This is a genomic window from Ruminococcus sp. RTP21198st1_G1_RTP21198_201120, assembly GCF_040924265.1.
GTDB lineage: Bacteria > Bacillota > Clostridia > Oscillospirales > Ruminococcaceae > Hominimerdicola > Hominimerdicola aceti.
The window spans coordinates 38,893-51,859 of record NZ_JBCOMH010000013.1; the positions used below are offsets into that span (position 1 = coordinate 38,893).

The window sequence follows — 12,967 nt, forward strand, 5'->3', positions numbered from 1 at the left end:
CGCCCCTACCGCCATTTGTGGGGTTATCGGGGTTTGTGCAATAATTTTTAGTGGTTATGTTTCGCAATATTGTGTATATGTGTCGTATGGCATTTTGAAACAACGTGCCGAACTTTGTATGGTTACCGCAGGATTGGACAGGCAAACAGGTGCGGGCTGTCGAGGGCGCCAGCCCCTACATGGTTAAAAAAATGATAAATTGCGGATACCGCAAATAAAAAATGCGAAACGAAAACCGTTCCGCATTGGTATCATATCAAATTATTTTTCCACCGCATATCACCATGTCAGGTGATACCATTACATCAAGGGGGTCGCCGCTGAATAGGGTGAGGTCTGCGTCAAGCCCTGTCTTTACAGAGCCTACCCGGTCGGATATGCCTGCTATCTCTGCCGCTGTGCAGGTGATAGCTTCTATGCCCTTTTCATAGTCAAGACCGTTTTTTACTGCAATAGCCGCTGACAAGGGCAGATATTCTATCGGCACTTCTGCGTGGTCGGTGCAGATTGCTACCTTTATGCCGTGAGAAGAAAGTATGCCTGCGTTTGCCGGGGTAAGATTTGCCATTTCAGGCTTGCACCTGTCGCATATTACAGGACCTATCACACAGCTTGCTTCTTCCTCTGCAAGCTCGTCAGCTATGATATGACCGTCAGTGCAGTGTATAAGCACATAGTCAAGCTCAAATTCTTTCGCTATCCTTATGGCGGTGAAAATATCGTCCGCCCTGTGACAGTGAAAATGCGCCTTGACTTCACCTCTGAGAACAGGGAGCAGAGCCTCCGACTTCATGTCAAACTCCGGCATATCCTCCTCGCTTCCCATTGCACGCTCGACCGCTTCACCGTATTTCTGCGCCTTTATAAGTGCTTCTCTTATTATGCCTGCCACTGCCATTCGGGTGTAGGGGGCGTCCTCTTTGTCAGAATAGGTGAGTTTAGGGTTTTCACCCATTGAGAATTTCATTCCAACTGTGCCTACAAGCATTTTATCTATTCGCTTGCCATAGGTTTTTACTGCCGCAATACTGCCTGCAACAGGGTTTGCTGAGCCTGGGGATACAAGACAGCATGTTACGCCTGCTTTTCTTGCAAGCTCAAAGGAATAGTCGATGGGGTTTATGCCGTCAACAATGCGGATATGTGCTGTGCATGGTTCAGATTCCTCGTTGAAATCCTCGCCCTCCATGCCTACGCCGCTTGTGGATAGTCCAAGATGTGTGTGAATGTCGATAAAACCAGGGTAAACTGTTCTGCCGTTGCCGTCTATGTCTTCGGCTGTGACAGCTTCGGGAGAGCCACTTTCTACAGCGGAAATAATGCCGTCTGTTATCTCCACCCAGCCGTTTTCAATAACACGTCTGTCGCTGTCCATGGTCTTTATTTTAACGTTGTAAATTTTCATATGCAGTTTTCACCATTCTTATTTGCCTGTTGAGCCAAAGCCGCCTGCGCCACGTTCTGTATCGGAAAGCTCTGTTACTTCCTCTACTTCGGGAGTGAAAACAGGGGTTATCACAAGCTGTGCGATCCTGTCGCCACTGTTTATGGTGTAGTCCTTGTCTGAACTGTTGTGGAGAGCGCAGATTATCTCGCCTCTGTAGTCCCAATCAACAACGCCAACGCAGTTTGCAGGGGCAATGCCGAACTTTGATGCCAGTGAGCTTCTTGCATAGATAAGAAGAACGCAGTTTTTCTCACCCTGAACCTCGGCTGATATGCCTGTGTGTATTTTCTCGGTCTGACCTGCTTTTATGGTTACGGGTGCGTCTGTGCAGGCACAAAGGTCATAGCCTGCGCTAAATTCTGTTTGTCTTGCAGGGATAACTGCATTTTCCTTAAGCTTTTTTATAAGTAATCTCATTTTATAAAACTCCTCTGTAGTATAATCCGTTGGTGGCGTTTTCAGGCTTTGCGCCCCTTTCGCCACTGTAGGCTTTTATTATTTCGTTTATCCTGTGGGCGTTCTCCTCATAGAAGTGAAGCTCCATATAGTCGGCATTGTCAAAATCCGTCAGCTTGTCTGCAAGATACAAAATATCGGAATTTAGTATCTCTGCGCAATCTCTGCCCTTTGGACATCTCACCGGAAACTCTCTGCCTGTGCGGTCAAAAAGCTTGCCCTTGCAGTTTTTACAGCCTATATCGTTTCTTATAGGACAGTTTGCTGTGAGCATAAGGGGAAGTCTGCCGTATGCCACAAAGCCTATCTCGATGGGCTTCTTTAACTTTTCTATCTGCGACGCTTTAAGCTCAAAGGACACTGTGCAGTCTTTTGCACCAAGTTTTTTTACCTCGTCCAATGCGGCTGAGTTGCAGAGATTGAATGAATAGCCTGCGTGAAGCTCAAAGCCAAGGTCATTCGCAATAAGGCAGTGGCCGATATTCATGGCGAGCATTTTTGTTATGCCTGCTTCTTTTGCGGCTGAAAGCTTTTCACATAGGGCTTTCTCGTCGAATGTGAAGCGTGGCATTATTATCATAAGCTTGCTTTTGTCGGACACGATCTTTACCGCTTCTGACGCTATCTCTATTGGCACGCCCACAAGCTCTGCTTTGTCAAGGTCAACACCCTCAAGCTGAGAGAGCTTTGAGAGCATTATGCGGATCTTTTTGTGTTCATAGGCTTTTGGCAGGGTAGGAAGATCGGCAAGTGCTTTGTCGGTAAAATCGGCGGTATGGGTGAAAAAGTCTATACGCTTCTGGTCAAGCTTTTCTACCGCCTGCCGTCTTAGGTCATTAAGTGCGGAAGCTGGATAGGCAAGGTCTTTGCCTATGGCGGCTTCAAGTCCTCCGAACTCGTATATGGTGTCCCCAAGCTTGGAGAGCTGTTTTTTTACATAGTCGCTGTCGCATGCCTTTTTCAAGGCTTTTTGTGGTATATCGCCGTAAACGGTCACGGTGTTTCCCTCGCTGTCACGGAGAGAAAGCTCCGCCGGAGAACTTTCCTGAAGCTTTATGGTGAAAAAGGCTTTTGTGCGCTTTTCACATCTGCGGTAAAGCTCATGAAGTTCGGGAAGAATTTTGGCGGTGGCGGAAACGTCCTCTTTCTGCCTTGTGCCAAACATTTCTCTGCCTAATCTGCCATTGTAATATCCGTCTGTAAAGCCACCGCGGGAAAAGACAGCTTCAAGGACTTTCAGGTCATAAGGCTTGTTTTCGAGAGAATTTTTACAGCAGTTCACTGCCGCCGCAACATATTCGGGGCGCTTCATTCTGCCCTCTATTTTAAGAGAGGAAACTCCGTCCTTTTCGAGTCTTTGGAGCTTATCAACATAGGACATATCTTTCAGAGAGAGGGCGTAACGCTCCTGCCCCTTTGTTATCTTATCCCCTTGCGCGGGAAGTCTGCACGCTTGTGCACAAAGTCCCCTGTTGGCACTTCTCGAACCTATCAACGCACTCATATAGCACTGACCTGACACGGACATACAAAGTGCGCCGTGTACAAAGACCTCTGTTTCGATGCCAAGGGCGGTGAGGTCTTTTATGGTATGCTCGGGAAGCTCTCTTGACAGGACGGCTCTTGAAAAGCCGAGCTTTTTAGCCATTTTCACACCGCTTTCGCTGTGAATGGTCATTTGGGTGGAGGCGTGATATTCAAGGTCGGGGCAACATTCACGGCATATTTTCACAAGGGCCAGGTCTTGGGTGATAAGTCCGTCAACGCCAATTTCTGCGGCAAATTTGACGGCTTTTTTGCACTCTTCGAGCTGTTCGTCAAAGACAACAGTGTTTATCGCCTGATAGACCTTTACACCTCGCAGGTGACAGAGCCTTACGGCTTCTTTTAGCTGTTCATCTGTGAAATTGGCGGCATTTTGTCTGGCGGAGAATTTCTCTCCCCCGAGATAAACTGCGTCACAGCCGCTTCTAAGGGCGGCTTCGAGAGTTTCAAAAGAACCGCAGGGGGCAAGTATCTCAGCTTTGTGAGCCATTAATGGCTTCCTCCCTCGGGTCTGTAATTCACTGTGCCGACAAAATTGCCGTTGTTAGGCTGATTAGGGTGGACAGGTCTTTCGATAGCGTTCTTTATCTCCTGCGAAAGAAGCTCGTTTGCGTTTATAACTTCGTCCTCAGGCTCTCTTTTTACAACTGTGCGTGCTTCGAGCTGTTCTTCAAGGTCATGGACTTTTGCCTGAAGCTCTCTTATTTCTTTCTGAGCTTCGTCAGCCTGGCTTCTTGCTCTGCCTGCGTCGTCAACATAGTCCTTTATCTGGGTGCGGATATTTTCGATATTCTGATTTGCCTTGCTAAGCTCGTCAAGACAATCAAGTGCTGTCAGCACTGCGGCGTCCTGAACGGAAAGGCTCGGGATAGCTTTCATCATGCCTTTTATCTTTGAATTTATCACCAACGCAAGTTTATTGGTATACTCCTGCGACTCTTCGGAAAGCAGATTGTATGTACGGTTATAAATATTTACTTTAAGCTTGTTTTTCATAGCTTTTGACCTCCCTTTATTTTCTTTACTGTGAACTTGTATACTTAATTGTATTATACACTACTTTTTGAGAAAAATAAAGAGGGTAAAAAGAAGTTTTTTGTAAATACGCCCTTTGCGGTGGTTTTTGCTTGACATTTTTACAAATATGATATATAATTAATCATAGATTTTCTATAGGATTTATGAAAGGATCTGACGCTGATGAAAATATCCACAAAGGGAAGATATGCACTGAGGCTTATGCTTGACCTTGCTTTACATGAGCAGAGCGGATATGTGCCTATCAAAGTGATCGCTGAAAGACAAGACATCAGCGACAAGTATCTTGAACAGATAATATCCATTCTTGCAAGAGCGGGCTTTGTAAAGAGCGTTCGTGGTGCAGGGGGCGGATACAAGCTGGCAAAAACGCCTGCGGAATACACTGTGGGAATGATACTTCGGCTCACAGAGGGAAGTCTTGCTCCTGTGGCTTGTCTGGAGGGGGAAGAAAATACCTGTCCACGTCAGGACTGCTGTGCAACGCTGACGGTATGGAAAAAGCTTTACGGTGCTATAAATGGTGTTGTTGACGGCATTACCTTGCAGGACCTTGTAAATCAGGAAAATGCAAGGATAGATGATTACGTTATCTAGGTATTAGGGCTTGTGATTTCTCGGTAACATTTAAGGGAAAAGAAGTATCGGGACGTCGGGGGCGCCGTCCCCTACAATTTGATGATTTATGTTTTGCAAAGTGGAGTGGTCTTGACTATGACCGCTCTTTTTTTACGCCTTTTTATCTTCTACCTATAGCACAAAAGAAAGCCTATATGACAGCTTGGTTTTGTGCATAATTGATTTTGTCATGTTATTGTAAAATTATTGTGGGATATTGTATTGCTTTGATGCACAAATGTGATGTTGGGATAGGACTTTTGGATTGTGCAAAAGATACAATCTACGGTGGAAAAAGTGCGAAACTGAGGCATTTGCAAATCATAGTCTGGAGGTATAAAATAAGGATAGAAATTAAATTGGAGTGATAATAATGAGTACAACAGTTCAGGTAAAAAATTCAACAAAGCATATTCAGCTTATTTGTGTGACAGGTCTTTTTGCGGCAATGATATATGTTCTTACGGCATGGCTTCACATTCCTACGGGTGCAGGCTACACACACGCAGGTGACGGACTTATTTATCTTGCGGCTTCGATGCTTCCTACACCTTATGCAATGGCGGCAGGCGCTATCGGAGCAGGTCTTGCAGACGGACTTTCAGGATTTGTGGTATGGCTCCCTGGAACTATCGTTATAAAGGCTATAACTGCCCTTTGCTTTTCAAGAAAGACAGAGAAAATAATCTGCGTGAGAAATCTGCTTGGAATTATCCCTGCACTTGTTATATGCGTGGTATGCTACAGTCTTTATGAGGGAATTTTTATGGCAGGCGGTTTTTCAAAGAGCGCAATAATCTCGGCTTTCGGTCAGACTCCTGCTTACTGCATACAGGTGCTTGCAAGCTCGATACTTTATATAGTGCTTGGTCTTGGTTTTGACAAGGCTGGGCTTAAAAAGAAGTTTTCACATTTGTTTGGTTAAAGTAGACGTCATAGCGGTGAAACAAAGCGGGCGACCTCAGGTCGCCCCTACACATTATTTGCAAAAGAAAAAAAGGCTCAAACAAGCGTGACGCCTCAATTTCCTACAAACGACGTAAATACGCTGTTTGTATGTAGGGGCGAACAGTGTTCGCCCGTTGATTTGACATTTTGGCAAAAGAAAAAGGGACGGAAGTCAAATTCCGTCCCTTTAACGTTATTTTTATGGAGAATGAAGTTACAAGCTATATCTTTGAATAGCCGAAGCTGTTTACCAAAGCGTCGACCTTCTGTCCTGATTTGCACATTGGGCATTCTGATGATGTATATGTCATGTAATCAGGCAGATCCTTTTCTGTGAAAAGGGCGTGGATAGCAGTGCCGTTGTTCTCTTTGATAGCGGAGAATATGGAAGCTATTCCTACAAGGTTGCCGTTATAGTATTTCAGACAGTCCATTGCTCTGTTTATGCTCTTTCCAGTTGAAACGGAAGCGATAAGCAGAAGCACCTGTTTGCCCCATATCTTCTTCTGAGTGTTATCTCTGAATATCATCTGATTTACAGCGTTTAGCTCAGGCGTTACTACATTTACGTCTGCACCGCTGTTTATGCCGCTTTCGCCAAGGCTTTCAGCGAGAAAGGCACCGATGATCTCTGTGCCTTCAAGGCATATGATAGTGTCGATATGTGTTGAAACATAGGTGGCTGCCAATGCCTTTGCGGCTTCCTTTGCCATTTTATAACCAGTTTTAAGAGATGTTATATCTACATAATAATTGATATGCGAGTGGTTAGTTGCATAGTGACCCGGTATAACGCCTATCTGTATCTTGCTGTTGCCTGCTGCCTGTATAATTTGCATACGTTCTTCCAAAATAAAGACCTCCTTACAAGTAAAGTGTGAACAGTATGTTGCTATTCGTTATTATATCACATATGAACAAGATTTTCAATGCTATTTTTGATGAATTTTGCTATATATTTTTGTGACAATACACAATTAATAAACTGATAAATCAAAATTTACAGCGATTTATTTGTAATTCGTGAGGTGTTGTGTATATTGTTGTGTAAACGAATGTATGATTTGTACAAAATTCTGCTTGTAATTTTATTGGAAAATGTGTATAATTGAATGAGGAAAACTTTGAGCAGCTCTGTGATAAAGCTTTGCTGTTGATAAATGGCGTATCGGAGGAGGTCTTTTTATATGAGGACAAGAAAGCTTTTGTCGGGGCTTGGAGCGGCTGTGATGTCGCTTATGATGATAATACCGTGGGCGGTGTATGCGGACAGCCCTCAGACGGAGGACAGCTCCATTGTGACGGAAAGCTCTGCGGCGGAGGCTATGGCGGAGCAGGAGGTTATCAAGGCGCAGAAAAACTCCACCCAGAACACTGAGACCGATTGGGTGCTTTTCGGCTGTATCGGCGGCGGTGCGGTGGTAGTGCTTATAATGATAGGGCTTATGGCTAAGAAAAAATAATACATATTAGGGCGGCGTGGGCTGCCCTTTTTTTGTTGGGGTGATTTGTTACAATCTGTATTGGTGAATGCTGTTTGCACCGAGAGTGTTTAAAAACATCAGGTGCCTCTGCGGGATAGTACGAGAAATTTTTTTTGTTTGCAACTTTTTTTGTTATTGCACGTCTTTATAGATGAGGGAAATTCTTATGAGTTTCTTAAAACAACGTCTTTTTTTATTGACTTGTATTCTTTTTATGGTATTATTGACGCTATTCGGCATTAGTATCCCTTAGTGGTCATTAAGAGACATTTAGAACTCTATTTTACGTCACTTTTTGAGGTAGAAATCTCAGAAACCGCGCTATTTCGTCAAACTCAAAAATCTACCTGATTTAAGATTTTGGGTAGAAACTTGGTAGATACCTACCGCCGTCAAGGTTGGTAGAAAGTTGGTAGAAACCCTAAAACAAACGGTAGAAAGCCTGTTGACAAAGCAAATTGAATAATGGACAATAGCGGACGGTGTTTCATAACAGAAGTGCTGTCCGCTATTTTTATGCCTAAAAATTGAATATTGCACATCGCTTCTCACTGAGCCTGTACACAAACAGGATGATGAGGAGCTTTTTTATTTCAGATGAAACTTGTCAAGGAGGTCTTTCTATGCCGAACCCTACTGAGATCAATCTGCTCAATTACCATTTTGAAGCCAAAGCCTGTGACGAACTGCTGACGGCTATGCTTAACCATTCAGACTTTGACTACGTTACGGTCGATGAGCTTCGCCATTACAGTGAGCTTTCGCAGTTCACTTTCGATGAGCTTCGTACCGCTGTGTATGAGCTGTGCAAGAGAGGTTTCCTCCTTGTGGTGCAGAAGCCGTATGGTCATGTCTATGCGGTCAACAAGCTGCGAATATCCAATATGGAATTTGTGTACGGAGCGTAAGCCGAGGTGAGAGAAATGGACAAGATGAAAAAAGCAAAAAAGACAATACCAGATACGATCTGCCGGGTACATAGGTCAGGCGGCTATGCCGTTCTAAGCAACTGCTTTGTGCGTTCAACCAATATCGGCTGTGATTCGATAGGACTGCTCGGTAAGATCAATGACTTGCCGCCTTCATGGAATTTCACGATAGCCGGACTTGTGGCTATCTGTGAGGACGGGGAAACAGCGATCAAGTCTCAGCTTGCTGAACTGGAGCAATGGGGATATGTCAAAAAGACCTTGCTGATGCCAAATGAGTCCCCTACGGGCAGGATCAGCTATCTCTATGATTTCTATGAATACTCTGAACTGGACGACTCTATCCCGAAGTATGACATAGAAATGGAGACTTTCACAGCAGATAACGCTACCCTGAACCGTGTAAAGAAGGACAGTAATTTCACCATTATCAGTGCAAAGCTCATCAGGAGCAATAAGATCAGAAACAAACTGATCGGCTTTATGATGAAGGTTCTTTCTCTGCCGAATAGCTGGAATTTCTCTATGTCAGGACTGAAAGCTATCTGCAAAGAGGGCAAGACTGCCGTGCATAACGCTGTGAACAAACTGATTGACTTGGGCTATCTGGTTCGTACAAAGCTCCTGTCTAACGAGAGCGTTCATAATTGCTTTGAATATGTGTACAGCTTTTTTGATGTTCCTGTCAGCAAGGAAGAAGCTGACGAGCTTGAAGCCGAGACCAGACGCAAGGCTATCACGATTCGTGAGGGCGGCAAGGCAAAAGCTGCTGTTTCTTCTGCGGACGAAAAACAGGGGGTGGAAAACCCGTATCTGGACAATCCACCTGCTGAAACTCCGCTGTCTGAAAATCAGGGACAATATAATACTTACAATTCAATACAAAAAAATCAATTACTGAGTGATAAATCCTCTATCATTCCTGCGGCGGCAAAGCCAACTTTCAACATTTCGGGTGTTGAAAAATCTGCTGAGAGAGTGACCGACGGATATAACGCAGAAGAAGTTGAGTATTACACGGAAGTTATCAGGGAGAATCTCGACTACTGGCATCTTGGTGACTGGCTCTGTCAGGACGGTCGGGACGGTTATGCAGAAGCAGATGAAATCGTTGGCTTTATCGTTGATGAGATATGTTCACCTCTGCCCTATACCACGCTCAGAGGTACAGCATTCCCCAGAACCGTTATTCAGTCAAAGATGCTTAAAGCCAATATCTACATGGTCGAAAGTGTCATTGAAAAAATGGCTTTGATTGACGATATTAAGGACTTCCGCAGATATTTCATTAGTTCCCTCTACAACGAGGTACTGACTTATCATTTTAACGAAGGTTGTGAGAGCCGTAACATTGACGAACAGATCAGGCGTGATTTCGGCTATGGCGTGGCTGTCTGACCGAGAAAGGAGGTGTTTTTATGGCTGCAAAGAAGAAGGCGGACAATCCTGCTTTTACGGGCAGAAACGTCGCTCTTACCGAGATTGCACAGACAAGCGGTATCAGTGTCGCTGCGCTCAAGCAGGGACTCCGTGAGGGTGCGCTCGACTTCGGTTATGCTATCCCCTGCGGTGAGGGCAAGATGTATCGCTATTACTGTCCCGACAAGCAAGTATGGGAAAAGCTCGGTTATTATAAGCAGGACGCAGATCCCGAAGCCGCCTGAAAGTCTGTAAACGACCTGTTTTACAGCTTTCACAGCGAATTTGAAGCGATCGTCATGGATATGCTCGGTGACAGGATAGACAGAAAAACGCTTGACACCGTGTTTTCTTCTTTTGACGAGCTTCAGGAGGAATATCACAACAAGCTCTATGAGCTTTTACGGGAGGTGAAAAATCATGGCTAAGAATATCCTGACACAGAGTAACGATATTATCAACTACGATAACCTGATCGCAGTCAGCGTGGAAATCTGCCCCATTGACTATGCGGAGGATCGTGTTGTTGACGAACCCTGTATTGTCGCTATGGACGTTAACGGCGGACAAACAATTCTTTTCCATTCCCCGAACGAAGATGAGGTCTGTGCGGCAATGAGCGACTTTATCCGCTGGCTCCAGAACGAAGCGTTCAGCACGTTTGAGATGCCCGAAGGAAACGAAGGCGGTGATGCGTAATGCCGTCCGACTACGAAAGCGGTGCGAAGAAAACCATCGACATTTCGATCAAGGCGGAGAAAATGACCGCCGATGTGCTGAAATCGGCATTGCAGGAGTTTATGTCGGGTAAGGCAGAGAAAAAGGGACGAATGACCTACAAGCAGTTGCAGGCAAAGTCTCCGTCAAAGCTCGACAGCATTGAGGTTTCAGACCGGAATATCGGGGATTTTCTGAAAACCGCACGAAAATACGATGTAGATTTTGCCCTGAAAAGAGATAAAAGCACCTCGCCGCCTACCTATCATGTTTTCTTTTCCGCTGCCAAAACAGAGGATTTCAAGAGAGCATTTTCAGAGTATGTCGGCAAGGGACAGGGCAAGACACAGAAGCGTGGTGAGTTCACCCGTGAGCAGATGCAGCAGCAGGCGCAGAAGCTCAGGAGCAAGCCCCGCAAACAGAAACAGAGAGAGAAAACAAGGGAGAACAGACGGTGATCTATAACCACTTCCAGCCTGCACCCGTTCCACGGGCAAGGGGCGATGATACTTTTACGGCGATTTTTGATGCCGATACTGTGAGAAAGGATAAGACTGCTGATTGCAGCTTAACACCAGGAAGCTCAAAAAGCTGATCATCAAGGCTGTTCCCTATGCAGTTTTCTCTTATGTGGGCAACCTGATCGGCTTTGCATACCGTACCGCTGAGGGCGAGGGATTTCAGGAAAAAATCCTGCCTTTCATGAGCAATCTCGGTGTGGCATTTGCACGAATCTTTCCCAGTTTACACCCGTCGGATATTTTATTCGGGTTGGTACTGGCGGGTGTCATGAGACTTGTTCTCTATATCAAATCGAAAAACAAAAAGAAGTTCCGCCAGGGTGAGGAATATGGCTCTGCCGTATGGGGCGGTGAAAAGGATATTGAGCCATATATGGACTTATCCTGCCCCGAAAACAATGTCATTCTCACACGGACGGAATCTCTTACAATGGGCAAGCCCTCTGCACCAAAATTCGCCCGAAACAAGAACATTCTTGTGATCGGTGGTTCAGGTTCAGGTAAGACACGATTTTTCGTGAAGCCGAACCTGATGCAGATGCACTCCTCTTATGTAGTGACCGACCCGAAGGGTACGGTGCTTGTGGAATGCGGAAGAATGCTCCAAAGGGGCCGCCCGAAACGAGTTGACGGGAAAGTTGTGTACCGCAGGGATGATAAGGGAAACTATCTCAAAGACAAAAAAGGCAGATATATCCCTGTTTATGAGCCTTACAAGATCAAGGTGTTCAATACCATTGATTTTGCGAAGTCGATGCACTACAATCCGTTTGCATACATCAGCAAGAAAAACCGTGAGAAGGACATTCTCAAATTCGTGGAAGTCCTTATCAAGAATACTACTTCTTCTCAGCAGCCGTCCGGCGATGACTTTTGGGTAAAAGCTGAAAAGCTCCTATACACGGCATATATCGCTCTGATTTTCGCTATGTATCCCGAAGATCAATGGAATTTTGAAACGCTGATCGACATGATCAACAATTCGGAGTGCCGTGAGGACGATGAGGAGTTTAAGAACTGTATCGACCTTGAATTTGAGATCGTGGAGTGCTGGCTGAACGGCACAAAGCACGAAGATCCCGAAGTCATGGCTGATTACGGTGACATCTTTGAAACGAAACCCGATGCCGAACAACGGCGCTTGGGTGCATTTGCACTCAAACAATTCAAGGCTTACAAGTTGGCAGCAGGCAAGACGGCAAAATCTATCCTGATTTCCTGTTCCACAAGACTCGCGCCTTTTGCAATAGATGAGGTCTTGGAGATCACCTCCTACGATGAGCTGCACCTCGACAAGCTCGGTGACGAGCTGAGTGCGCTTTTCATAATCATCTCCGATACAGACGCTACATTCAACTTCCTTGTGGCGATCATGTATTCCCAGCTTTTCAACCTACTCTGCACAAAAGCAGATAATTCACCGGGCGGAAAGCTGGACTATCATGTACGCTGTTTGTTAGACGAGTTCGCCAATAGTGTGACACGTTCCGTACTGAAAAGGTGCGGCACGTAACAATAAAATAGTTACGTAGAACTATTATTCTGATGAATCGAATGAGGGAGTAACGCCCGGAAAGGTTCACGTTAAAACTACGGACGGCTATGCAGTGTGAAATGCAGAGGTCGTAAGCCCGTGGAAGTCGTGCGAGAGCAGTCCTAACGGAGAAATTTATTTCAGACGAGGAAAGCGCCGCAGAGGTGCGGTGTACTGCCTATAGGGCGGACGGCGGTGCAATATGGTTAGAATGACTTGAAATACAGTCCGACAAAAATCCGAGTGTACGGTTCTAAACGAATGACCGATAGAAATGTCGGGGTGCAAAATGCACGCAGGCGGGGTGGAGT

15 protein-coding genes and 1 pseudogene are annotated in these 12,967 nt (G+C 45.4%); 11 read left to right on the plus strand and 5 right to left on the minus strand.

Translation table 11 applies throughout. From position 1 onward, the window contains the following. Window positions 1-256: 256 nt before the first annotated feature. Genes AB5627_RS09555 through zapA form a run of 4 tightly spaced genes read right to left on the minus strand, consistent with a single transcriptional unit; the run spans window position 257 to window position 4,444 of the window. Entirely contained in the window at window positions 257-1,405 is a 1,149-nt protein-coding gene (locus tag AB5627_RS09555) for an amidohydrolase (protein ID WP_195388321.1), read from the minus strand. 18 nt (window positions 1,406-1,423) lie between these two features. Next, window positions 1,424-1,864, minus strand: coding sequence for a dUTP diphosphatase (gene dut / locus AB5627_RS09560; RefSeq protein ID WP_022288698.1), 441 nt, complete (start codon window positions 1,862-1,864; stop codon window positions 1,424-1,426). 1 nt (window position 1,865) lies between these two features. After that, window positions 1,866-3,938, minus strand: a complete 2,073-nt coding sequence (locus AB5627_RS09565; RefSeq protein ID WP_368369819.1) for a DUF3656 domain-containing protein — start codon at window positions 3,936-3,938, stop codon at window positions 1,866-1,868. After that, a complete protein-coding gene (gene zapA / locus AB5627_RS09570; protein WP_022288696.1) occupies window positions 3,938-4,444 on the minus strand; it encodes a cell division protein ZapA in 507 nt (168 codons plus the stop codon). Before zapA ends, AB5627_RS09565 begins: the two co-directional genes overlap by 1 nt. 204 nt (window positions 4,445-4,648) lie before the next feature. Between zapA and AB5627_RS09575 the strand changes: the two genes are divergently transcribed. Beyond that, the gene (locus AB5627_RS09575; protein WP_022288695.1) at window positions 4,649-5,083 is read left to right on the plus strand and encodes an Rrf2 family transcriptional regulator; all 435 of its coding nucleotides are present in this window, start codon (window positions 4,649-4,651) and stop codon (window positions 5,081-5,083) included. Window positions 5,084-5,477: 394 nt separating this feature from the next. Further along, on the plus strand, window positions 5,478-6,029 hold the full coding sequence (locus AB5627_RS09580; protein ID WP_051706220.1) for a TIGR04002 family protein: 552 nt from the start codon (window positions 5,478-5,480) through the stop codon (window positions 6,027-6,029). Window positions 6,030-6,273: 244 nt separating this feature from the next. Here AB5627_RS09580 and AB5627_RS09585 read toward each other — a convergent pair whose 3' ends face one another. Next, window positions 6,274-6,903 carry a phosphoribosyltransferase gene (locus AB5627_RS09585; RefSeq protein ID WP_022288693.1) on the minus strand — a complete coding sequence of 210 codons (630 nt, stop codon included), beginning with the start codon at window positions 6,901-6,903 and terminating at the stop codon, window positions 6,274-6,276. Between the two features lie 336 nt (window positions 6,904-7,239). Here AB5627_RS09585 and AB5627_RS09590 point away from each other — a divergent pair, with 336 nt between their 5' ends. The 9 genes and pseudogenes from AB5627_RS09590 to AB5627_RS09630 form a co-directional block, all read left to right on the plus strand. Beyond that, window positions 7,240-7,515 carry a hypothetical protein gene (locus tag AB5627_RS09590; protein WP_256321681.1) on the plus strand — a complete coding sequence of 92 codons (276 nt, stop codon included), beginning with the start codon at window positions 7,240-7,242 and terminating at the stop codon, window positions 7,513-7,515. Window positions 7,516-8,159: 644 nt separating this feature from the next. Next, on the plus strand, window positions 8,160-8,444 hold the full coding sequence (locus tag AB5627_RS09595) for a hypothetical protein (RefSeq protein ID WP_195221672.1): 285 nt from the start codon (window positions 8,160-8,162) through the stop codon (window positions 8,442-8,444). 15 nt (window positions 8,445-8,459) lie between these two features. Beyond that, the gene (locus AB5627_RS09600) at window positions 8,460-9,863 is read left to right on the plus strand and encodes a DUF6017 domain-containing protein (protein ID WP_276712230.1); all 1,404 of its coding nucleotides are present in this window, start codon (window positions 8,460-8,462) and stop codon (window positions 9,861-9,863) included. A 20-nt stretch (window positions 9,864-9,883) separates the two neighbouring features. Beyond that, window positions 9,884-10,129 carry a hypothetical protein gene (locus tag AB5627_RS09605; RefSeq protein ID WP_195221670.1) on the plus strand — a complete coding sequence of 82 codons (246 nt, stop codon included), beginning with the start codon at window positions 9,884-9,886 and terminating at the stop codon, window positions 10,127-10,129. A 54-nt stretch (window positions 10,130-10,183) separates the two neighbouring features. Further along, a complete protein-coding gene (locus tag AB5627_RS09610; RefSeq protein ID WP_272114374.1) occupies window positions 10,184-10,312 on the plus strand; it encodes a hypothetical protein in 129 nt (42 codons plus the stop codon). Then, the gene (locus tag AB5627_RS09615) at window positions 10,305-10,583 is read left to right on the plus strand and encodes a hypothetical protein (RefSeq protein WP_195221669.1); all 279 of its coding nucleotides are present in this window, start codon (window positions 10,305-10,307) and stop codon (window positions 10,581-10,583) included. Before AB5627_RS09610 ends, AB5627_RS09615 begins: the two co-directional genes overlap by 8 nt. Further along, window positions 10,583-11,059, plus strand: a complete 477-nt coding sequence (locus AB5627_RS09620) for a PcfB family protein (protein ID WP_195221668.1) — start codon at window positions 10,583-10,585, stop codon at window positions 11,057-11,059. Before AB5627_RS09615 ends, AB5627_RS09620 begins: the two co-directional genes overlap by 1 nt. Further along, the gene (locus tag AB5627_RS09625; protein ID WP_195221667.1) at window positions 11,056-11,196 is read left to right on the plus strand and encodes a hypothetical protein; all 141 of its coding nucleotides are present in this window, start codon (window positions 11,056-11,058) and stop codon (window positions 11,194-11,196) included. Before AB5627_RS09620 ends, AB5627_RS09625 begins: the two co-directional genes overlap by 4 nt. Then, window positions 11,163-12,596 (plus strand): annotated as a pseudogene (locus AB5627_RS09630) (type IV secretory system conjugative DNA transfer family protein); the annotation flags it as partial. The gene AB5627_RS09625 and the pseudogene AB5627_RS09630, both read left to right, overlap by 34 nt. Window positions 12,597-12,967 lie beyond the last annotated feature (371 nt).

Bases quoted from the DNA above. Each gene is read 5' to 3' on its own strand.
- AB5627_RS09610 (WP_272114374.1), top strand. From the start codon at position 10,184: ATGGATATGCTCGGTGACAGGATAGACAGAAAAACGCTTGACACCGTG.
- AB5627_RS09590 (WP_256321681.1), top strand. From the start codon at position 7,240: ATGAGGACAAGAAAGCTTTTGTCGGGGCTTGGAGCGGCTGTGATGTCG.
- dut (WP_022288698.1), bottom strand. From the start codon at position 1,864: ATGAGATTACTTATAAAAAAGCTTAAGGAAAATGCAGTTATCCCTGCA.
- AB5627_RS09615 (WP_195221669.1), top strand. From the start codon at position 10,305: ATGGCTAAGAATATCCTGACACAGAGTAACGATATTATCAACTACGAT.
- AB5627_RS09600 (WP_276712230.1), top strand. From the start codon at position 8,460: ATGGACAAGATGAAAAAAGCAAAAAAGACAATACCAGATACGATCTGC.
- AB5627_RS09555 (WP_195388321.1), bottom strand. From the start codon at position 1,405: ATGAAAATTTACAACGTTAAAATAAAGACCATGGACAGCGACAGACGT.
- AB5627_RS09595 (WP_195221672.1), top strand. From the start codon at position 8,160: ATGCCGAACCCTACTGAGATCAATCTGCTCAATTACCATTTTGAAGCC.
- AB5627_RS09580 (WP_051706220.1), top strand. From the start codon at position 5,478: ATGAGTACAACAGTTCAGGTAAAAAATTCAACAAAGCATATTCAGCTT.
- AB5627_RS09620 (WP_195221668.1), top strand. From the start codon at position 10,583: ATGCCGTCCGACTACGAAAGCGGTGCGAAGAAAACCATCGACATTTCG.
- AB5627_RS09565 (WP_368369819.1), bottom strand. From the start codon at position 3,938: ATGGCTCACAAAGCTGAGATACTTGCCCCCTGCGGTTCTTTTGAAACT.
- AB5627_RS09605 (WP_195221670.1), top strand. From the start codon at position 9,884: ATGGCTGCAAAGAAGAAGGCGGACAATCCTGCTTTTACGGGCAGAAAC.
- AB5627_RS09575 (WP_022288695.1), top strand. From the start codon at position 4,649: ATGAAAATATCCACAAAGGGAAGATATGCACTGAGGCTTATGCTTGAC.
- zapA (WP_022288696.1), bottom strand. From the start codon at position 4,444: ATGAAAAACAAGCTTAAAGTAAATATTTATAACCGTACATACAATCTG.